Genomic DNA, 20,012 nt, shown 5'->3' with positions numbered 1-20,012 from the left:
GCTTCACCTTGCTCTTGCCGCCGAACCGGCTAGATAGGCCCCGAAACGCAGCAGGACACCGGACGCAATGGCGACCTTCACCCTTCCGAAGAATTCGAAGATCAGCGGCAAGGGCCGCGCCCACCGCGCCGAGGGCGCGAACCGGATCCAGAAGTTCAAGATCTATCGCTACGATCCCGATAGCGGCGAGAACCCGCGCTATGACACGTTCGAGATCGACCTCGACGATTGCGGCCCGATGGTTCTCGACGCGCTGATCAAGATCAAGAACGAGATCGATCCGACGCTGACCTTCCGCCGCTCGTGCCGCGAGGGGATCTGCGGCTCGTGTTCCATGAACCTCAACGGCAAGAACGGCCTCGCCTGCACCACCGCGATCGAGGACCTGAAGGGCGAAATCCGCATCACGCCGCTGCCGCACATGGACGTGGTCAAGGACCTCGTCCCCGACTTCACACACTTCTACGCGCAGTACGCCTCGATCCGGCCCTGGCTGCAGACCGTCTCGACCACGCCGAGCGGCAAGGAGCGGCTGCAGAGCCCCGAGCAGCGCGAGAAGCTCGACGGCCTGTACGAGTGCATCCTCTGCGCCTGCTGCTCGACCGCGTGCCCGAGCTACTGGTGGAATTCCGACAAGTTCCTCGGCCCGGCGATCCTGCTCCAGGCCTATCGCTGGCTCGCCGACAGCCGCGACGAGATGACCGGCGAACGGCTCGACCAGCTCGAGGATCCGTTCCGGCTCTATCGCTGCCACACGATCATGAACTGCGCGAACGTGTGTCCCAAGGGCCTGAACCCGGCCAAGGCGATCGCCGAGACCAAGAAGATGCTGGCCGAGCGCCAGATCTGAGCGTGGAGGCGGAAGAGCCGGTCTTCGACTATCGGGAGCATCCCGATCATCCCGGCTGGCATACCTGGAACCTGCGCGACCAGACGCGCTTCAATCCCGTGGTCATGGGCGAGATGCTCGTGCGCACCGAGTGCAGCAAGTGCCGCCTGCGCATGTTTCCCGAGCGCAAGCACACGAACCTGCAGGAGATGATCCACGGCGCCGTCACGCTGTCGCTGATCGACATCTCGCTTTTTGCCGCCATGCGGACACTGACCGGCGGCGATGCCGGCCCGGCGGTGACGCTCGAACTTTCGACCCAGTTCATCGGCGCCGGCAAGCCGGACCAGCCGCTCGATGCGGTGGTCGAGGTGCTGCGCGAGACCGGGCGTCTGCTGTTCCTGCGCGGCGAGGTCGTGCAGGGCGATCATCTGGTGGCGGGCTTCACCGCGCTAGTGCGCAAGGCCAGCCGCAAGTGAGCGGGATGCTCGCGCGCTACGAAGCGCTGATCGCCGCGGGCGAGCTCCGCCCCGATGCCGAGCAGCGCACTGCCGCAGTGGCGCTCGACCGGCTGCAGGACGCGCTCGAGACAGAACAGAACCTGGGCTTCCTCGGTCGCCTCCTCGGCCGCAAGCCCTCGCCTCCGCGCGGAATCTACATGTGGGGCGGCGTCGGGCGCGGCAAGTCGATGCTGATGGACCTGTTCGTCGAGACGCTGGGAATTGCGGAAAAGCGCCGGGTCCACTTCCACGGCTTCATGCTCGAAGTCGACAAGCTGATGCGCGAGGAACGGGCGAAGGAAAGCGGCGACCCGGTTGCCCCTGCGGCCGCCCGCATCGCGCGCGAGGTCCGCTGCCTCGCGTTCGATGAGATGGTGGTCAACAACACCGCCGACGCCGCGATCATGAGCCGCCTGTTCACCGCGCTGATCCGCGACGAGGGCGTCACCGTGGTCACCACCAGCAACCGGCCGCCGCGCGACCTTTACAAGGACGGGCTCAACCGCTCGCTGTTCCTGCCCTTCATCGACCTGGTCGAGGCCGAGCTGGACGTGGTTCCGCTCAACGGCCCGGTCGACTACCGGCTCGACCGGCTCGGCGGGATCGACAACTGGCACACGCCGCTCGGACCCGAGGCGACCGCGCAGGTGCGCGAGGCGTTCTTTCGCCTGACCGACTACAAGCCCGAAGATGCCGCGCACGTGCCGAGCGCCGAACTTGACCTCGGCGGCGGGCGGACGCTGCACGTGCCCAAGAGCCTCAAGGGCGTCGCCGTGTTCAGCTTCAAGCGCCTGTGCGGGGAGAACCGCGGCGCAGCCGACTATCTCGCCATCGCCCGAGCCTATCACACGGTGATCGTGGTCGGCATTCCGGTCATGGGGCCCGACCGCCGCAACGAGGCGATCCGCTTCACCAAGCTCGTCGACGCGCTCTACGAACTTCGCGTCAAGCTCTTCGCTACGGCGGACGCGGAGCCCGAAGGCCTCTACCTCGCGGGCGATGGCAGCTTCGAATTCGCTCGCACGGTCAGCCGGCTCGAGGAAATGCAGAGCGCCGACTACATGGCGCTGGGCCACGGCAGCGAGGGTTGAAAGGCTGCGGGCGAGCCCCACTTATCGATTATTCCGGCGACAACACCCCGCCGAGGTGAGAATATCGATGATCGACGTGAGACCTTTCGCCACGCTGGGCGCGGCCGACCACGGCTGGCTCGATGCGCGACATCACTTCAGCTTTGCGAGCTACCACGATCCCCAGCGCATGGGCTGGGGCGCGATCCGCGTGTGGAACGACGACACCATAGCGGCGAAGAGCGGCTTCCCGCCCCACCCGCACAACGACATGGAGATCGTCACCTTCGTGCGCACCGGCGCGATCACGCATAAGGACAGCCTGGGCAACCAAGGCCGCACCGCCGCGGGTGACGTTCAGGTGATGAGCGCCGGCACGGGCATCACCCACACCGAATACAATCTCGAGGACGAGGAAACCACGCTGTTTCAGATCTGGATCATCCCGGACCGGCGCGGCGAGCAGCCGTCATGGGGCCAGCGCGAGTTCCCCAAGGCTGCGCGCGAGGGCGGGTTCGAGATCGTCGCCAGCGGCACGCCCGAAGCGGATGACGCCCTGTCGATCCGCACCGACGCCAAAGTGGCCGCGGCGACGCTCGCGGCGGGCCAGTCGGCGACATGGCGCACGTCGGGCGCGCGGCACCAGTACCTCGTCGCCCCCGACGGCCGCATTCGCGTGAACGGTGTCGAGGCCGCTCCGCGCGACGGCATTGCCGTGACCGGCGAGGAGGAGATCGTCGTCGAAGCGATCGACGATGCGCAGGTCGTGCTGGTCGACGCCCGCTAGCTAGAGTTGCGACAAAGGAGACAGGTCCCAGCGAAGGCTGGGGTCTCAGGCTATCGGGCGAAGCGCCAACGGCCTGAGGTCCCAGCCTTCGCTGGGACTCGGGAGGTTCGCCCCCTCACGCCGCCTTGGCGAGCCGTGCTTGCGCGGCCACGAGGCGGCCCATGACCTTCAGGTCCTGCTCGCGCAGCTGGAGCGCGGAATCGGCCCATAGCTCGGTGATGCGGTTCAGCTCGGCCAGCTCAAGGTTCCAGGAAACCTTCATCGCACGCCGTGAGTTGACCAGCCCGGCGTGGCGACGGTCCGACTTCTTGATGAACTCGCGGCAGGCGGCGAGGCCTTGTCCGTTCTCCGCCAGGTGATGCACCAGGCCGATCTCGTACATCTGCTCCGCGCTATAGGTCTCGTTCGAGACGATCAGCCGGTCGGCCATCGCGCTGCCGACCTTGCGGCTCAGCAGCGCGTGTGCGCCCATCCCCGGGAACAGGCCAAACATGATCTCCGGCAGCCCGAACGTCGCACCGCGTTCGGCCACGATGTAATCGAACGACAGCAGCGCTTCGAACCCGCCGCCGAGCGCCGCGCCCTCGACCAGCCCAACGGTCAGCATCGGCAGGTCGAGCGAGGCGACGTTGCGGTGAAGTATCTTACAGCAGCGATGGCCGTAACGCACCAGTCCGTCGCGATTGCGCTCGCGGATCAGGCGCTGGAAAAGGTCGAGATCGCCGCCGAAGCAGAATACGCCTGGCGCACGGCTGCCGAGCACGAGGAAGCGCAGCGGCACTTTCTCGGGGCCGAAACCCTGCTCGATATAGACCTGCCAGTTCTCGAAATCGCCGAGCATGGTCGGCGTGAAGCTCGGCCGCCCCTCTGGGTTCATGTAGGTCCACAGGGTCTGCGTTTCGTCCTCGTAGAAGACGTCGAGCTCGTGAAGCTGGAAGAGACCTTCGGGGATCGCCGCGTGCCGCGCGCTTTCCGCGACCAGCGCCTCGTCGCCTTCGCCAAGCGGAATAGCTGGCTGATCCAAACCCGTTTCGGGTTCGGTATTCTCCATTCCAGAACTCACATGATCCATAAGGATCCCCCCGCTTTTCTGCGGCATCCCCCGATTTCGCGAAGCGTAATCGACACGCGAGTCAATTGGCAAACGATTAATTAACTTTGCTGACAGTGGGTCCCGATCCGGGGCATGCCCCAAAATCGAGTGTCCGCTAGCCCGATATACCCAGGCGATCGAGCGAGCGGTCGAGCATCAGGAGCTGCCACAGCAGCCGCGAATGGTCCGACCGTCCGGCGATGTGCGCCTCGGCGATCGTGCTCAGCCGGATCTCGTCGAACCAGCCGGTACGGGCCAGCCGCGCACCGCTCGCGATCGCCCGGGCCTCGCCGGCCAGCGGGCCGCGCAGCCATTGGGCGACTGGCGTGACGAAGCCCTGCTTGGGGCGGAACAGCACGTCATCGGGCAGGTAGCGGCGCATCGTGTGCTTGAGCAGCCACTTGCCTTGCCGCCCCCTGATCCGCTCGCGCTGCGGCAACTGTGCGGCGAACTCGATCAGTCGGTGATCGAGCAGCGGCTCGCGCGCCTCGAGGCTCACGTTCATGCTCGTGCGGTCGACCTTGGTGAGGATGCCGCCGGGCAGCCAGAACTTGAGATCGGCATACTGCGCGCGGTCGAGGCCGGAGCGCGCCGGAGCCGAACGCATCATCTCCACCAGCGGATCTTCGGCGCGATAGTCGCCGATCTCGCGTGCGAAGCGGTCCGTATAGAGTGTCGCGCGGAGCTCTGGCGGAACTACGCCGAGCGCGCGCGCGTACCCTGCGGCCCCATCGTCGGCGAGCGACTGGAAGGTCGTCTTGGCGCGCAGGGGGCGCGGCGCCCAGTCGGCCTTGGGCCAGATCGCGCCGAGGGCGCCGAATGCCGGGCGCCGCAGTGCGGCGGGAAGCACGGCGCGCGCCTGCTCCTCGCGGGCGTGGAAGATCTGGCGGCGGTAGCCGGCGAAAGCTTCGTCCGCTCCGTCGCCAGAAAGGGCAACTGTCACGTTCTCACGGGCGAGCTGGCACACGCGCCAGGTCGGCAGCGCGGAGGCGTCGGCAAAGGGCTCGTCGAACATGGTCGCAAGCCGGTCGACCGCGGAAAAGTCGTCGGGATCGACCGTGCGGCTGCGGTGATCGGTGCCGAAACGCAGCGCGACCTGTTCGGCGTAGGCCGTCTCGTCGAGCGCCGCGACGTCGAACCCGATCGAGCAGGTCTTCACTGGATCGCGGCTCGATTCCGCCATCAGCGCGACGACCGAGGAGGAATCGACGCCACCGGACAGAAAGGCACCGAGCGGCACATCGGCCACCATGCGCGACGCCACCGCCTGGCGCATGTGGTGAAGGAGCTCGGCCGAAAGATCTGCGCTAGAACCGCTCCGACGGCGGGTGAAATCGACGTCCCACCATTGCACCGGCGGCTGGGGCGAGCTCTCGTGCCGGAGCACTCGGTAATGACCGGCCGGCAGCTTCTCGACGCCTTTCAGGATCGAGCGGTGGTCGGGAACGTAGCCCCAGGCGAGATAGTCCTCGACTGCCAGCGGATCGGCCTCCCGCCGCAGCAGCGGGTGCGCGAGCAGGCCCTTGAGCTCCGAGGCGAAGGCGAGGCTTCCGTCGCTCAGGTGCGCCATGAACAGCGGCTTCACCCCGAGCCGGTCGCGCGCGAGCAGCAGTTCGCGGCGATGTGCGTCGTAGAGCGCGAAGGCGAACATGCCGTGGAGGCGCGGCAGGCACTCGACGCCCCAGCGGGCCCAGGCGGCGAGGATCACCTCGGTATCGCCGTCGGTGCGGAACTGTGCGCCTTCGCTCGCGAGCTCGCGCCGCAATTCGCGGTAGTTATAGATTTCGCCGTTGAAAACGATCGTTGCGCGCCCGTCGGACGAATGCATCGGCTGGGGCGAACCCGCGACGTCGATGATCGAAAGGCGGCGGTGGCCGAGGCCGACGCCGGGCCCGGTCCAGACTCCCGACCCGTCAGGCCCGCGGTGCGCGAGCGCGTCGGACATGCGGCGCACCCGTTCTGAATCGACCGGCTTGGGGATGCCGCAATGAAAGATCCCGGCGATGCCGCACATGCGCGGCCTCTATCGCAGGTCGGCCACGCGGTCCATCCACGCGCCGCGATCGCCGATGGCCGCCGTGAACCGGTCGATGACCTGCGTGCCTTCGGCTGCCGGGCGGCCCTCGACCGAGAGGATCAGCGTCGCCGTCGGGCGCCGGCGCAGCAGCAGGCGGTCGCGCATTGTCGCGAGCTTGAGCCGCGCCGCGCTGCCGGTGGTGAGATCGCCTTTGCGATAGCTCGTCTCTGCAACCCGGACGAGCCGCCCGTAGGCGAGAAGGACGTCGCCCGCCGCCTCGGGTGAGGTCCGCCCCGGCTCCAGCCAGCGCCACGGCGTATCGGGCACGAGCGCGCCCTCCCCGTAAGCCGAGGCGTCGCGCCTGTCGTCCTGCGCCGGATAGAGCGCGTAGAACACGTCTATCTCGTCCCCGGCGGCGTTGCGGTAGCGGCCGATCAGCCGATGCGCCGCGCCGCTTGCGCGTGGCTGCCAGGGGACCTCAGGTGCATAGGCGAGCTGCTGCCAGCCCGCGACCTCGGGCAAGGCAATCGCCGGCGGCACCTGCGCCTCCACTCGCGAGGCGAGCGTGGCCCAGAGGGCGAAGCCGAGCGCCATCGCAATGATTGCCCCAAGCGCGGTGTTGGCGCCGAGCGAGGCGCGCTCCAGCATGCCGAGGAACGGCGAGCGGCGGAGCGCTTCAGGATCGATCGCCGGCTCATCCGGCTCCCGGTCGAACCAGCGCCACGACACCGCGAGCAGCACGGCGACGACGAAAGCGAAGAAGACCCAGCCGTAGACGATGTGGTCGAACCCCTCGGCGAACGCGATCCCTTGCCACTGCGCAATGTAGATCGTCCCCCAGGCGCGCACGCCGTTGGCGAGGATCGGCAGCGCCAGCGCGAAGGCGAGGAACGCCGTGCGGCGCCGCCAGCTCCGGAAGCAGGTCTGCGCGATCAGCACACCGAGCGCGAGCATGGCGACGAGGAACTGCACGCCCGAACATGCCTCGGCCACTTCGAACAGGCCGACCGGCGTGTCGATGAAGACGCCTTCGATCACCGCGGGAATGCCGCTGGCGTGCGTGAGCCAGATGACGATGTCGGCGGTCACCATCTGCAGCGTCGGCACGAGCTCGTCGCCGAACGGCACGAGGAACAGCATGTAGGCGAGCGGGAAGAGCAGCCCGGCCGCAACGCGCGGTCCGAGCAACGCGATCACCGCCGAAGGAAGCGCGAGGACCGCGCCGAGCTGGCTCGCGCTGTTGAGCCCCGCGAGCATGCCGAGGAGCCAAACGAACAGCGATCCTCCGACCAGCACCAGCCCCGGCCACCAGGCACGCGGCGTCAGCTCGGCCAGTTCGCGGCGGCGGTGCCACACCAGCCATCCGACGATCGGAGGCACGAACAGCACGTGGTTGTAAGTCGAGACGTTCCACCATTTGTCCGCCATCGCCAGCCAATCGCGGCCAGTGAGGAGCACGAGCACGAGCCAGGCGGCGGCAAGGCGCACCAGCGGGCCGCGCCACATCGCAGGAACCCGGGCGAACATGCCCTCGCCCGCAAACGAAAGGCTGGCCTCAGGCGGCATCGCGGCGCGCCTCGGCCCCGCGCGCGCCGACGATCTCGCTCAGCGGCACGAGCATTGCGGCCCAGCCCTGATGCTCGACCACATAACGCCGCGCGGCAACGCCCATTGTGGCGGCCGCGGTCGCGTCTTGCAGCAGCGCAAGGGCGCGGTCGATCAGCGCCTGATCGTGGGCTGCGACGGCGAAGTGCTCGCCGTCGCGCGCGTCGATCCCGGTCGCGGCCTCCGGTGAGAGCACGACGGGCCGCGCCATCGCCATCGCCTCCAGCACTTTGTTCTGGATGCCGCGGGCGATCTCCAGCGGAGCGAGCACGGCGTCTGCGGCAACGAGAAACGGGCGCACGTCGGGCACCTCGCCCCAGACACGGATGCCGTTCCGTCCGTCAAGCCGCCGCAGTTGCGGCACGGGTGCGCGGCCGACGACATGGAACGTCGCACCGGGGTGAGCCCGCCGGATCGCCGGAAGCAGCCGCTCCGCCGTGCGCAGTGCCGCGGTGACGTTGGGCGCATAGTCCATCTGTCCGGTGAACACGAGGTGCGGCCCCGGCTCCGCGGCAAGTTCCGGGTGCGGTGCGACCGCCACTGGATCGAAGGTGGTGGTGTCGATCCCGTTGCGCAGCGCTTCGATGCGTACGCCCGCCGGGCTGCGCAGGCGCGAGCGGAACAGCGCCGCCTCGGCCTTGCTGACGAAGAGCGTGCAGTGGGCGCGGTGCGCCAGCCGCTCTTCCTCGCGAGCGAGCAGGCGCCCTTCCCGCCGGTCGATCCATGCGCGGGGGCCGCCTTGCTTGCCGTAGGCCTCGAACTTGGCTGAATCGACGTCGCATAGGTCGACTACCACGCGGCCGCCGAAGTCCGCTGGCACATACTGCCCCATCTGCCCGGAGAACACGAAGACCGTTCCGATAGGCCGCTCCGCCAGCGTTGCCGCGACCCAGCGGCGGAGCCCGGCATGGTCGAAGGCCGTGAGGCTGACCGGCAGGCCCCTGGCCAGGGCCTCGATACCGGCCAGCGGCAGCGGCTTCGCGCGGCGGGCGAGAAAGTGGCTCCTGGCAATCTCCGCCAGCTCGCTCTCCTGCGCCATATCCCCGTCAGTCTCGGCCAGGCAGCCGACGTGGACCGGCGCGATCTCGGCCAGCCGCTTCAGCAGATGGTGCGAACGGATCTTGTCCCCGCGGTCGGGCGGAAAAGGCACGCGGTGCGCGAGGAAGAGGATCTCTCCCGGCATCAGCCCAGCCCCCGCGCGATCAGCGGACCGATGCGGTTGGCGAGCGCGAGCGGCAGGCGTTTCCACAGCGCGATCTTGGCCGAGTAGGCGTCGCTGTTCGGATCGATGTCGCGCTTGGCGGTGCCCGGCGCGGTCCAGCTCGCATAGGCGAGCGGCCGCGGCTCGAAGCCCCAGTTCTTCTTGTAGGCAGCCGGCCCGCTGCCGGTCTTTGAACGGCCGAAGTCGAACCGCAGGCATCCGCGCCGGCGGGCATGCAGCATGAGCTCGAAGTACATCCGCTCGTTCGCCCGCAGAGAGCGCGCCGCGAAGGTGCCGCCGCCCCAGTAGGGGAGCACGGTGCCGGCGTGATAGAGAGACAGCACGCTTGCCACCGGCCGCGCATCGTGGAGGACGGTGAGGATGTCGCCATCGAGTTCGTCCAGCGCCGCATCGAACAGCGCCCGCGGGAACACCGGCGTACCGAGATTGCGGACGCTTTCGGCATAGACCGCGTAGTGCGCCGCCCGGTCCGGCTCGCCGCGTCCGACACGGACCTCGAGATCGCCTTGCAGGCTCTTGCGCACTTCCGCGCGCTGCTTGCGCGGAACGGCGAGAAGCTGCGCCTCGTCGTCCGCCGCCAGATCGGCGACGAACCCGAGGTGCGTGTCGTCGCGCAAGTCCCAGTCGGCCGGGAGCGCCCCGCCCCGCAGCTCCACCGTCGCGCAGCTACGCCGCTGCACCAGCTCCTCGGCCGCGCGGGCAAGCGCCGCCGCGGCGCGGTCATCCTCCGCCAGAATGCCGCCGCCGACCGCAAAGCCGCTCGAGACGAGCGCGCGGCCGAAGATCGGGGAGTGAATCTCGCTCAGCGGCAGCCAGCCGACGAGGTTGCCATGCCGCTCCGCCACGAGGCCGAGCGCCTGCTGCCCGGTGCCGCGCTCCACTGCGCGAAGCCAGGCGGGGCGATGGAACAGTGCTCCGCCCCGCTCCGCGACGAAGCGCTCTATCCGTGCGACTTCGCCTGCATCGCGCAGGTCCGCGAGCGAGACCGAGGTCGAAGCCGGAGCGAAGGGCGCGTTCATGCCGCCAGCGGCACCGCGCGCGCGGCTTCGCGCTGCGCGATCTCGTCCATGCGCCCCCAGGCGAACTCGCGCACCAGGTCCCGCAGCTTGGGCGCCATGCGCTCGAGGTTGGTGTAGTGGCGCAGGCGCGACCTGAGCGGCGCGCCGGGCACCCGCGGCTGATCGGGATCGATCTCCCACGGGTGGAAGTAGAACACGGCCGGGCGCCCGTCGCGGCGGTTCACCTGCCGGATCGCCCAGCGCGAGAAGCCGTACGGCAGCACGCGGAAGAACCCGCCGCCGCCCGCTGCCAGACGCTTGCCGCCAAACGTGGCGGTGGTCACCGGAACCTCGACGAGATCGGATCCGGGGAGCGGGTGAAACGCGAAGCGCGGCGCCTCTCGCCAGCCGTAGTGGTCGTGCGCGATCGGCGCGACGCTGGAGGAGTAGGCATAGCCCTGCTCGGCCAGCTCGAGATAGGCCCAGGGGGTGCGCTGGTCGATCGAGAAGCTCGGCGCGCGGTAGCCGGTCACCGCGACGCCGCCCGCATCCTCGAGCGTCTCGCGGGCGCGCCGGATGTCCGCGGCGAACTGCGTCCGGTCGAAAGTGAACACCCGCGCATGGTCGTAGCCGTGGCTCGCGAGCTCGTGGCCGGCCTCGACGATCCGCCGCATCAGGGCGCCATTGCGCTCGGCCACCCAGCCCAGCGTGAAGAAGGTCGCCTTGACCCCGGCCTCGGCGAACAGGTCGAGGATGCGCAGCACGTTGTCCTCGACGCGCAGCGCGAGATCGTCCCAGTCATCGCGCGCGATTACGTTCTCGAACGCACCGACCTGGAACCAGTCCTCGACGTCGACCGAGAGGCCGTTGACGATCTGCTGCCCCTCCGACACGCGCCGTCCTCAGGCCGCAACGCGCGGGGGCTGCCCCGTTTCGACCCATTCTATCAGCATCGCCAGCACTTCGCGCACCGACCGCTCCTGCTCGTCGAGCCGACGGCCGAACGCGTCGACCCTGGCGACGAGCTCGTCGTCCTCGGCTCCGTTGCGCTCCAGAGCATGCGACAGTTCGATCACGGCCTGCTGGAGTTCCGCAATCTGCGCGTCGCGTTCGGCCAGCATGGCCTCGAAATCCACCGCCGCACCGTGCGACGGGCCGGCCGACACGGCCTCGGGATAGACTGCATGTTTCACCGGCCCCGGGCCAGGCGCGGGAGCGAGCTTCGGCATCGAGCCCGATGCAGTCTCGGGAAAAGCATGGTCGCTCCGCATTTCCTTCAGAACCGTGCTCAGCATCACGCTGTCGATCCGCGTCCTCTGCTCGACGGCGCCAAGCAGCAGCAAGCGCGTGGCCACCTGGTTCACCTTGCGCGGGATGCCGCCGGTCGCTTCGTGCAGTTCGGCAAAAATCTGCTGGTCGAACTCGGGATTGCCCTGCCAGCCGACGCATTTGAGACGGTGGCGAATGTAGGGTTCGATCTCTCCCGGCTCCATCGGGCCGAGATGATGGGCGGCGATCACGCGCTGGCGGAGCTGCTCGAGATCCTGATGCTCGGCCAGAACCTGGCGAAACTCGGGCTGCCCCAGCAGCAGGGTCTGCAGGAGCGGATGCGCGCCGAGCTGGAAGTTAGACAGCATCCGCAGCTCCTCGAGCGCCTCGACGCTGAGGTTCTGCGATTCGTCGACCACCAGCATGCACCGGCGCCCCTCGCGCGCTTCCTCGTGCAGGAAGCTCTCGATCGCGCCCAGCGCGCTGGCCTTGTCATGCCCCTCGACATCGAGGCCGAAGCTCTGCGCGACGACGTGAACCAGTTCCTCACCGTCGAGATTGCTGGTGACGACCTGACCGACCGTCATCTGACTGCGGTCGATCTTCTGCATCAGGTGCGCAACGAGCGTGGACTTGCCCGCGCCGACCTCGCCGGTGATGACGATGAAGCCCTCGCCCTGCGCCATGCCGTAGCCGAGGTAGGACAGCGCCTTGCGGTGCGTCGTGCTCTCGAAATAGAAATTGGGATCGGGGGTCAGCTGGAAGGGGCGACCCGTTAGCCCGTAAAAGTCGTCGAACATCGCTTCAAACCTCTCAGAAATCGTATCGCAGGCCGAGCAGTGCGGAGGCGGAGGTGTAGTTCTCGATCGCGGCGTCGCTATCGAGATGGTCGATCGCCACGGCGGCGCGGGCCGACAGGCGGTCGGTGATGGAGCGGCGGTAGGCGGCCGATGCACCGAGTGCGAGGACCTCGCCGCTGTCGACGAAGCCGCTGTCGATCCGGCTCGCATAGGCATTGGCGTCGAAGCCCGCGTCGCGGCCGAGCTGCGCGGACAGGTAGTAGCTGACCCAGTAGGCCTCATCGACCACGCCATTGGCGGAAGCGAGCACGGTGCCCGGCGCGGCGATAAACTTGCGCCGCTGGTAGCCCGCACCCACACCGGTGTCGATCCGGCCGAGCTGCAGGCCGTAGCTCGCCGCGACGCCGCGCGAGCGGAACACGGCCGAGCGCACCGAGCCGAGCACGCCTGCGAGGCAGCTCGCGCCCTCCTCGCCCCCGACGCAGCCGGTGAAGTCGCCGCTGAGCGCATTGCGCGCCGCGGTGAACTGGGTCGGAAGGTTGGCGAGCGCGGTGTTGAGCAGCCCGCCGAAGCCGGAGATCGTGTCGTAGACGGCGACGTTGACGCTGCTGCGCGAGTTCGGCGCCCAGGCGAACGTGCCGTAGTAGGTGGTGGAATCGTAGCGCCGGCCGACATGCGCCTCGAGCGCGGTGCGCGTGCTCGGGCGCCACATGACGCCGACATCCCAGATCAGACCGTTGGCCTCGTAAGCGATGCGGCGCGGCGCGCTGTCGTCGGTGACGAAGCGGCCGTCGCTGCCCACCACCGGAATGCCGTCGGCATCGCGCACCGCGTCGCGGCTCGACACCTCGACATCCTCGTACCCGACGCCCCCGACGAGGGCGAGATCGCGGGACACCGGCACCTGCACGTCGGCGCGCACGAAGCGGTCCTGCACGCGCTGGTCGAGGTTGGAGACATCTTCCTGCACCCAGCCGCCGCCGACGCCCAGGCCCACCGGAAGTGGCTGTCCAGGGCGCGTTCCGACGTGGAAGCCCGCGGCATGGACCACGCTCTCGTCGAATAAGTCGACCGGCGGGCCGCCCGGCGTGACGACCACCGCATCGGGCGCTTCCACGCGGGTGTAGCCGATGCGGTAGTTGGCGTTGACCTCGACGTCGCCCGCGCTCGTGTGGAGGTTCGGGCCGGCGTAGGCGGAGTAGATGCGGCTCTCGCTGTCGTCGCCGACCAGCGGGTTGAGCGTCGCGCCGCCGTTGCCGTCGACCCGCGTGCGCGCGGCGAGCGCGCCGCCCTCGACGGTCAGCGCGCGCGGCACGATCGTGGCATAGCCGCGCGCGACGCCGCTCAGCGTATCGGAATCGAGCGCTTCGTCGCCGTAGCCGATATTGCGTTCGTAGCGCAGCGAGACCGAGCCGCCGTTGTTGCGGCCCGTCACGCTGGCGTCCACGCCCGCAGCAACCTGGGTATAGGTGACCGTATCGTCGCCCGGCGAAAGCTCGGCGACGAGCACTTGCGAGGCTTCGATATAGGGTTCGACGACGGCGCGGCGGTCGCGCCCTTCGCTCGCTTCTTCGGTCGCGGTCTGCTGCGCGCAGACCGGCGTCGCCAGAGCAAGCGCGGCTATCGCGCAGGCCGGGGCGAGGAAAGTGCGGGTCATCGCCTTACTCCCCGTAGCCATAGTAGGTGCCGAACTTGCGGCCGCTGGGGCTGAAGTGCGCATCGTTGAGCACCAGCTTCACGTCCGGGCACCCCGAAAGCAGCTCCGCGGCGTCCTCGAGTGCGCTCTGCGCGGTCGAGTCGGCACGCGCGATGAGGATTGCCTGACCGACGTGCCTGGCGAGCTCGGCCGCGGGCGAGGCCGCGAGCGCAGGCGGCGAATCGAAGATCAGGATGCGGTTGGGCGCGCCTATGCTCAGCCGGTCAAGCACCTCGGCGGTGCGGCGACTGGCGAGATATTCGCTGTCCGCGTTTGTCTGGTTGCCCGCAGGAAGCACCCACAGCCCCGGAATATCGGTGCCGATCACGAGGTCTTCGGGCGGAACGTTGTCGTTCGCCAGACAGTCCATGAACCCCGGCCCCTTCGGCAGACCGAAGGTCGACAAGATCGAGGGCTTGGCGAAATCCGCGTCGATCAGCAGGACTTCGCTGTCGCGTTCCGCAGCCAGCGCGATCGCGAGATTGCTGGCACAGAAGGTCTTGCCCTCGCCGGGATGCGGCGAGCAGATGAGAACGCGGCGCGAGCGCGCGGTGCCCGCCGCCTGCGCGCTTTCCAGTACCCGGCGCTTCACGATGCGGAATTCTTCCATCAGCGCGTTCACTGCACCGTCCGGAACGATCAGCCCCTGTTCGCGCAGCAATTCGCGGTCGACCGGAAAACGCTTGCCTCTGAGCGCGACCGCGCCGACCTGCCGCTCCACCACTGCCTGCGATGGAACGAGCGGGGCCGGGAGGTCCCCCGGCGCGGCCCGCTCCGCCGGCGGCTCGGCGGCTGTTTCCGCGGCGGCTTCAACCGCACTACTCGCCTCTTCCGGCCGGGGGACTCTGGCGCGTTTCATTGGCGCGTCGGGCAGCCGGTGCGGCACGGGCGCAGCCTTGAACGGATCGAAGCCGAAGGCTCCGCTCGCCCGCTCGAGGAGGGAACTTTCCTTCGGTCCTTCGGGCGGGACGGGTATCTTCTTCTGTTCGGTCATGTCCCTCTCCTCACCCGACCATGCCTACCTGGACGAATTCGACCGCGAGCAGCAGCAAGCAGAGGCCGCCGAGCGAAGCACAACCGGCCGCGAACAGCTTCATCCGCCTGCGCGCCACGGCGCGGGTCGCATCGGTGAGCGTGTGCGAGATCGTGCCGATCACCGGCAGGCCCAGCGACCGCTCTAGCTTCGCATCGGTGGCGAAAGTCGAACGTACCTGGCTGAGCGCGAAGGCCGCACCGCCGCCTGCGCCGATCCCCAGGATCAGCACCCCGATCAACAGAATCGGGCGGTTGGGCGCAGCCGGTGTGCGGGGCGTCGACGGAGGGTCGACCACCTCGAAACGGAACGAGCTGCGCTCGCTCTCGACCTGACTGCGCAACCGCATCTCCTCACGGTTCTGCAGCAGTTCGTCGTACTTCTGCTTGAGCACCTCGTAGTCGCGGCTGATCCGGTTGGCCTCGGCCGCCACCGCAGGCTCCTCCGCTTGCACTGCCATCATGCCGGTGAGATCCGCCTGTAGCGCAGCCTTGCGCGCCATCAGCGCCTGGACGTTGGCCTCGCGCTCGGCGCGGATCGCAACCAACGAGGTGTAGGCGGGATTGGCCGTTCCCGAGGCGTTCGGTCCCTCTCTCGCCGCCTGCCGTTCGAGCAGCTCGATCTGACGCTTGAGCGCCGCGATGTCGGGATGATTGTCGGTGAGGCCGCGCGCCTGGAGGCTTGCGAGCTGCGAGCGCGCCTGCATCAGCGCACCGCGCGCGCCACCCTCACCGGCAGTGACCAGTGTCCGGGGCGTGCCCGCGATCTGCCCCCCTATCGCTGCGAGGGCGCTCTGCGCCGCGGCAAGGTCCGCGTCGACTCCGCGCATCTCGGCGCGCAAGGCCTGGAGCTTGGCGGAAAGCGAGGTCGTGCCGCCGATCAGCTCGGGATGCTCGGCCTCGAAGGCGAGCCGCCGCTGTTCTGCCGCCTCGAGCTCGCGCTTGCGGTCCTCGAGTTGCTGTTCGATGAAGATCAGCGTTTCGGCCACCTCGCCGCGGCTGCCGGCGATGTTCTCCTCGCGGAAGATGTCGATCATCTTCTGCACCACGTCCTGTGCCAGCGCCGCATTCTCCGCGTCGGAGAGGCTGGACTGGCCGATCTGCGCGGTGATTTCGAACAGGTTGTCCTCGGTGCTGACGACCTTGATCTTCTCGGCGAGGCCGGCGATCGCACCCTCCATCTGCTGCGGCGACGTGACCCCGTCGCCCAGCTTCGTGGAGCGCACGACCTTTTCGAGGTTGACCGAACTCAGGAGCGTCTTGCGTACGCGTTCGATCTCGTCCTTGCCGGCGCCGGCTATGCCGATCTGCTGCGCGAGCACGTCGTCGAGCTGGACGAACACGCGCGCTTTCGATTCGTAGGTGTTGGGGATCATCGCGACCGCAAGCCACCCAAGGATACACACGCCCCAAGCGACCGCGAGCACCAGCCAGCGCCGGTGCCACGCCGAATAGAGCGCCGCCTGCAGTTCCTCGAAGACCTCGTTCATGCGCCGGGCGCCTTTCTCAGAACATGCTTTCGGGGATGATGATCACGTCGCCCGGATGGAGCATGACGTTGGCGCGGCTATCGCCATCCTTCAGCAGGTCGCCGAGCCGCAGCGCATATTCACGCTGGTGCCCGGCCTGCTTGTCGAAGCGGATCAGCTTGGCACGATTGCCGGCAGCGAATTCGCTGAGACCGCCCACGGCGATCATCGCGTCGAGCACGGTCATGTTCGCGCGGTAAGGGATGGAGGCCGGCTGCTCGGTCGCGCCGACGATCCGGATCTGCTGGCTGAACGTGCCCGCGAACTGCGTCACGATCACCGAGACCAGCGGCTCCTCGATATACTGCGAGAGCTGCAGGCGGATGTCCTCGGCCAGCATCGCCGGCGTCTTGCCGACCGCCGGCATGTCCGTGACCAATGGCGTGGTGATGCGCCCGTCGGGGCGAACCTGGATCTTCTCGGCGCCGAGCTCGGGATTGCGCCAGACGTGGATCGTCAGTTCGTCGAGCGGCCCGATGACATATTCCTCGCCCGGTCCCTCCTGCATCGCAACGAAAGAGGCTGGGGGCAACCGGGCGCCGCCGCCGCCGGCGCAGCCTGCGAGCGTGAGGGCCGCCAGTGCGGTGCCGGCGAGCGCTTTGGAAAGTCGGGCGATGGGCATCGATGCACGTCCTTGCCTGTCTTGCGGGCGCGGCATGCGAAAAGGGAGGCGCCCCCATTCCGCACCCGCGGTTCAAGGCGTGCTTCCTCGCGAAAAAGGGTGAACATACTGTTAGCTCTCTCCGCCTTCTGGAGGGCGGTCCCGATCCGGGACAATCGGGGCGAAAAGGTTAAGCGAGGATCTGGCGCGCGGGACCGTGGCCAAGGAATTCGGCCGGCGATGCGGTCGCGCCGTAGGCTCCGGCGCAGAAGACCGCGACGAGATCGCCAACGTCGGCATGGGGCAGATATGCCTGGTCGGCGAGCCGGTCTAGCGGCGTGCAGAGGCATCCGACGACGTTGACCTCTTCCTCCGGCGCGGCATCGAAGCGGGTGGCGATCGCCAGCGGATAGTTGCGGCGGACGACGGTACCGAAATTGCCGGATGCCGCGAGCTGATGGTGCAGCCCGCCGTCGGTGATGAGGAACGTCTGGCCGTGGCTGACCTTGCGATCGATCACGCGTGTCAGATAGACCCCCGCCTCGCCGACGAGATAGCGGCCGAGTTCGATGCACAGTTCGGTCGCGGAAAGACGCTCGGGCAGCCCCGCGAAACGCTCCGCCAGCGCCGCGCCGACCGCGCCGATGTCGAGTGGCGTGTCACCGTTGAAGTACGGAATGCCGAAGCCTCCGCCCATGTTGAGCTTGGGTAAGATCGTGCCGATCTCGCCCGCCAGGCGGTCCGCCAGCGCGAGCACGTTGGCCTGAGTCTCGATGATCGCTTCCGCGTCGAGCGCCTGGCTCCCGGTGAAGATGTGCAGCCCGCGCCATTCCGCGCCCGCGGCAATGATCTCACGCGCAAGCGCGGGCACGCGCTCCTCGTCGATTCCGAACTGCTTGGCGCCGCCCCCCATCTTCATGCCCGAGCCGCGCAGTTCGAACGAGGGGTTCACGCGGATCGCCAGACGGGGCTGAACTCCGAGCCTCTCAGCTATCGCAAGCGCACGCCGCGCTTCTCCCTCCGACTCGAGGTTGATCGTGCAACCGGCTGAAATTGCGGATTCGAGCTCTTCATCCCGCTTTCCGGGGCCGGCGAAGCTCACCCGCGCCGGATCGATTCCCACCTCGCCTAACTTCGCGAGTTCCCCTGCGGACGCGACATCGAAACCGTCGACCAGTCCGGCCATGAATTCGAGCACGGGCGCGTAAGGGTTGGCCTTGATCGCGTAGTTGATCCCCAGCCGTGCGGGCATGGCCGCTCGCAGCGCTGCCACCCGGCTGCGCAGCATGGCGCGCGAATAGACGAACAGCGGCGTAGGCCCTGCCTCCACGGCCAGGTCGGTCGCCTTGCGCCCGCCAATGGCGAGTTCGCCGTCGAGTGCGGTGAAACCGGCGGGAATGGGGCCGAGCGGCTTCATCCGACGATCCCCCGCGCAATGCCCGTGCGATCCAGTTTGCCGTTCGGATTGATCGGCAACGTCTCACGCCAGTGGATGATCTTCGGGTGCATGAAATTCGGCAGATCCTTCGCCAGCGCCTTGGGGAGACGTTCTTCGGCGTCCTTGGCCCCGGCCGCCGCGCGAACCACGAGATGCACCGCCTGCCCCAGCCGTTCGTCGGGTACGCCGAGCGCGACCGCTTCGGCCACCAATCCAGTTGCGATCGCCGCGTCCTCGATCTCCTGCGGGCTGATCCGGTTGCCAGCGCTCTTGATCATCGCGTCGCGCCGGCCGACGAAATAGAGCAGCCCCTCCGCATCGCGCCGGACACGATCGCCCGACCACACGGCCGTACCGCCATACTCGGACTCCGCCGGAGCGGGCTTGAACCGCTCCGCGGTCCGCTCGGCGTCCTGCCAGTAGCCTTGCGCGACAAGGGGGCCGCAATGCACCAGCTCGCCCTCCTCGCCGGTCTGGGTGACTTTGCCGTCGTCGCCCACCACCAGGATTTCGGCGAAGGGAATCGCACGGCCCATCGAGGTCGGGTGGGTGTCGACCAGCGCCGGATCGAGGTAAGTCGAGCGGAAGGCCTCGGTCAGTCCGTACATGGGAAAAAGCCGGGCCTGCGGGAAGATACGGCGCATATCTCGCACGAGATCGACGGTCAGCGCACCGCCGGTGTTGGTCAGGCGGCGAAGAGGCGCCACGGCTTCTTCGGGCCAGTCGAGATCGGTCAGTTGCACCCACAGCGGGGGCACCGCGGCGAGCGTCGTGACGCCATGCCGGGCGCACGCCTTAGCGACGTCGCGCGGGAAGAGATAGTCGAGCGGAACCACGCAGGCCCCCGCGTACCAGCTGTTGAGGAGCTGGTTCTGCCCGTAGTCGAACGACAGGGGAAGGACTGCGAGCGTCACGTCGTCGCTCTCGATCCCGAGGTAATGCGACACGCTGACCGCCCCGAGCCACATGTTCGCGTGGCTCAGCATCACGCCCTTGGGGCGGCCGGTCGAACCGCTGGTGTAGAGGATGGCGGCAAGCTCGTCCGGATTGGCGTCGGAGGGTGCGAGCGAACCGCCGAACCCATCGATCGCCGCGAGGGCGTCGTCCTCCGCCAGGGCTCGGCATTGCTCGAGCAGGTCGCCCTGCTCCAGCGTTTTCAGCCGTGCCTCGGTCGCGAGCAGCAGGCGCGCGCCGCTGTCGGCGAGAATATGCGCGACTTGTGCGCGCTTGAGCAGCGGGTTGACCGGCACGTGGACCAATCCGGCGCGGGCGCAGGCCAGCGGCAGGAGGCAGGTCAGTTCGCCCTTGGCTGCCCAACTCGCTACGCGTTCGCCGCGCCCGGGCACCTGGTCCCGCAACCAGGCCGCCATGCGAGCGACACGGGTTCTTAAGTCCTTGTGGCTAAGCGTGCGCTCGCGCAGCACCAGCGCGGGTGCATCCGGCTCGCCACGTTCGGCGAGATGGTCGAGCGGCCGGGGAACTGGATCTGGTGCGAGAGACATCTGAGCTTTCGAGGAACGCATAGG

Annotated in this window: 17 protein-coding genes; 4 read left to right on the top strand and 13 right to left on the bottom strand. The window is 68.2% G+C overall.

Features of this window, described 5'->3' with window-relative positions; translation table 11 throughout:
- Positions 1-67: 67 nt before the first annotated feature.
- From ETX26_RS03325 to ETX26_RS03310, 4 genes are all read left to right on the top strand, one after another.
- Complete coding sequence (locus ETX26_RS03325) at positions 68-850, top strand: succinate dehydrogenase iron-sulfur subunit (protein WP_129523254.1); 783 nt, start codon at positions 68-70, stop codon at positions 848-850.
- Between the two features lie 2 nt (positions 851-852).
- On the top strand, positions 853-1,308 hold the full coding sequence (locus tag ETX26_RS03320; RefSeq protein ID WP_225425480.1) for a PaaI family thioesterase: 456 nt from the start codon (positions 853-855) through the stop codon (positions 1,306-1,308).
- A complete protein-coding gene (gene zapE, locus ETX26_RS03315) occupies positions 1,305-2,420 on the top strand; it encodes a cell division protein ZapE (RefSeq protein ID WP_129523253.1) in 1,116 nt (371 codons plus the stop codon). Before ETX26_RS03320 ends, zapE begins: the two co-directional genes overlap by 4 nt.
- A 67-nt stretch (positions 2,421-2,487) precedes the next feature.
- Entirely contained in the window at positions 2,488-3,186 is a 699-nt protein-coding gene (locus tag ETX26_RS03310; protein ID WP_129523252.1) for a pirin family protein, read from the top strand.
- A gap of 115 nt (positions 3,187-3,301) precedes the next feature.
- Here the strand turns inward: ETX26_RS03310 and ETX26_RS03305 are convergent, their stop codons facing one another.
- The 13 genes from ETX26_RS03305 to ETX26_RS03245 form a co-directional block, all read right to left on the bottom strand.
- A complete protein-coding gene (locus ETX26_RS03305; RefSeq protein ID WP_129523251.1) occupies positions 3,302-4,237 on the bottom strand; it encodes a crotonase/enoyl-CoA hydratase family protein in 936 nt (311 codons plus the stop codon).
- Positions 4,238-4,394: 157 nt separating this feature from the next.
- Positions 4,395-6,293, bottom strand: a complete 1,899-nt coding sequence (locus tag ETX26_RS03300; protein WP_129523250.1) for an XrtA/PEP-CTERM system amidotransferase — start codon at positions 6,291-6,293, stop codon at positions 4,395-4,397.
- A gap of 9 nt (positions 6,294-6,302) precedes the next feature.
- The gene (gene xrtA / locus ETX26_RS03295; protein ID WP_129523249.1) at positions 6,303-7,862 is read right to left on the bottom strand and encodes an exosortase A; all 1,560 of its coding nucleotides are present in this window, start codon (positions 7,860-7,862) and stop codon (positions 6,303-6,305) included.
- A complete protein-coding gene (locus ETX26_RS03290) occupies positions 7,852-9,084 on the bottom strand; it encodes a TIGR03087 family PEP-CTERM/XrtA system glycosyltransferase (protein ID WP_129523248.1) in 1,233 nt (410 codons plus the stop codon). The genes xrtA and ETX26_RS03290 overlap by 11 nt, the downstream gene beginning before the upstream one ends.
- A complete protein-coding gene (locus tag ETX26_RS03285; RefSeq protein ID WP_129523247.1) occupies positions 9,084-10,142 on the bottom strand; it encodes a FemAB family XrtA/PEP-CTERM system-associated protein in 1,059 nt (352 codons plus the stop codon). Before ETX26_RS03285 ends, ETX26_RS03290 begins: the two co-directional genes overlap by 1 nt.
- The gene (locus ETX26_RS03280) at positions 10,139-10,996 is read right to left on the bottom strand and encodes an XrtA system polysaccharide deacetylase (RefSeq protein WP_129524123.1); all 858 of its coding nucleotides are present in this window, start codon (positions 10,994-10,996) and stop codon (positions 10,139-10,141) included. The genes ETX26_RS03285 and ETX26_RS03280 overlap by 4 nt, the downstream gene beginning before the upstream one ends.
- A 27-nt stretch (positions 10,997-11,023) precedes the next feature.
- Entirely contained in the window at positions 11,024-12,190 is a 1,167-nt protein-coding gene (locus tag ETX26_RS03275) for an XrtA/PEP-CTERM system-associated ATPase (RefSeq protein WP_129523246.1), read from the bottom strand.
- Between the two features lie 13 nt (positions 12,191-12,203).
- Positions 12,204-13,847, bottom strand: a complete 1,644-nt coding sequence (locus ETX26_RS03270) for a preprotein translocase subunit YajC (protein ID WP_129523245.1) — start codon at positions 13,845-13,847, stop codon at positions 12,204-12,206.
- Between the two features lie 4 nt (positions 13,848-13,851).
- On the bottom strand, positions 13,852-14,880 hold the full coding sequence (locus ETX26_RS03265) for a P-loop NTPase family protein (RefSeq protein ID WP_129523244.1): 1,029 nt from the start codon (positions 14,878-14,880) through the stop codon (positions 13,852-13,854).
- Between the two features lie 10 nt (positions 14,881-14,890).
- Positions 14,891-16,408 carry an XrtA system polysaccharide chain length determinant gene (locus tag ETX26_RS03260; protein ID WP_129523243.1) on the bottom strand — a complete coding sequence of 506 codons (1,518 nt, stop codon included), beginning with the start codon at positions 16,406-16,408 and terminating at the stop codon, positions 14,891-14,893.
- A 16-nt stretch (positions 16,409-16,424) separates the two neighbouring features.
- On the bottom strand, positions 16,425-17,069 hold the full coding sequence (locus ETX26_RS03255) for an XrtA/PEP-CTERM system exopolysaccharide export protein (RefSeq protein WP_129523242.1): 645 nt from the start codon (positions 17,067-17,069) through the stop codon (positions 16,425-16,427).
- 169 nt (positions 17,070-17,238) lie between these two features.
- Positions 17,239-18,465: a pyridoxal-dependent decarboxylase, exosortase A system-associated gene (locus ETX26_RS03250; protein WP_129523241.1), complete on the bottom strand. Its 1,227-nt coding sequence runs from the start codon at positions 18,463-18,465 to the stop codon at positions 17,239-17,241.
- Entirely contained in the window at positions 18,462-19,988 is a 1,527-nt protein-coding gene (locus ETX26_RS03245; RefSeq protein WP_129523240.1) for an acyl-CoA ligase (AMP-forming), exosortase A system-associated, read from the bottom strand. Before ETX26_RS03245 ends, ETX26_RS03250 begins: the two co-directional genes overlap by 4 nt.
- Positions 19,989-20,012 lie beyond the last annotated feature (24 nt).

The sequence above is a fragment of the Pelagerythrobacter rhizovicinus genome (assembly GCF_004135625.1).
Lineage (GTDB): Bacteria > Pseudomonadota > Alphaproteobacteria > Sphingomonadales > Sphingomonadaceae > Pelagerythrobacter > Pelagerythrobacter rhizovicinus.
Note: the sequence above shows the minus strand (reverse complement) of the source record. Positions and strands in the feature narration are given on the sequence as shown.

Coding starts and splice junctions, on each gene's coding strand:
- ETX26_RS03325 (WP_129523254.1), top strand. CDS start 68: ATGGCGACCTTCACCCTTCCGAAGAATTCGAAGATCAGCGGCAAGGGC.
- ETX26_RS03310 (WP_129523252.1), top strand. CDS start 2,488: ATGATCGACGTGAGACCTTTCGCCACGCTGGGCGCGGCCGACCACGGC.
- ETX26_RS03305 (WP_129523251.1), bottom strand. CDS start 4,237: ATGGAGAATACCGAACCCGAAACGGGTTTGGATCAGCCAGCTATTCCG.
- ETX26_RS03300 (WP_129523250.1), bottom strand. CDS start 6,293: ATGTGCGGCATCGCCGGGATCTTTCATTGCGGCATCCCCAAGCCGGTC.
- xrtA (WP_129523249.1), bottom strand. CDS start 7,862: ATGCCGCCTGAGGCCAGCCTTTCGTTTGCGGGCGAGGGCATGTTCGCC.
- ETX26_RS03290 (WP_129523248.1), bottom strand. CDS start 9,084: ATGCCGGGAGAGATCCTCTTCCTCGCGCACCGCGTGCCTTTTCCGCCC.
- ETX26_RS03285 (WP_129523247.1), bottom strand. CDS start 10,142: ATGAACGCGCCCTTCGCTCCGGCTTCGACCTCGGTCTCGCTCGCGGAC.
- ETX26_RS03275 (WP_129523246.1), bottom strand. CDS start 12,190: ATGTTCGACGACTTTTACGGGCTAACGGGTCGCCCCTTCCAGCTGACC.
- ETX26_RS03270 (WP_129523245.1), bottom strand. CDS start 13,847: ATGACCCGCACTTTCCTCGCCCCGGCCTGCGCGATAGCCGCGCTTGCT.
- ETX26_RS03265 (WP_129523244.1), bottom strand. CDS start 14,880: ATGACCGAACAGAAGAAGATACCCGTCCCGCCCGAAGGACCGAAGGAA.
- ETX26_RS03260 (WP_129523243.1), bottom strand. CDS start 16,408: ATGAACGAGGTCTTCGAGGAACTGCAGGCGGCGCTCTATTCGGCGTGG.
- ETX26_RS03255 (WP_129523242.1), bottom strand. CDS start 17,069: ATGCCCATCGCCCGACTTTCCAAAGCGCTCGCCGGCACCGCACTGGCG.
- ETX26_RS03250 (WP_129523241.1), bottom strand. CDS start 18,465: ATGAAGCCGCTCGGCCCCATTCCCGCCGGTTTCACCGCACTCGACGGC.
- ETX26_RS03245 (WP_129523240.1), bottom strand. CDS start 19,988: ATGTCTCTCGCACCAGATCCAGTTCCCCGGCCGCTCGACCATCTCGCC.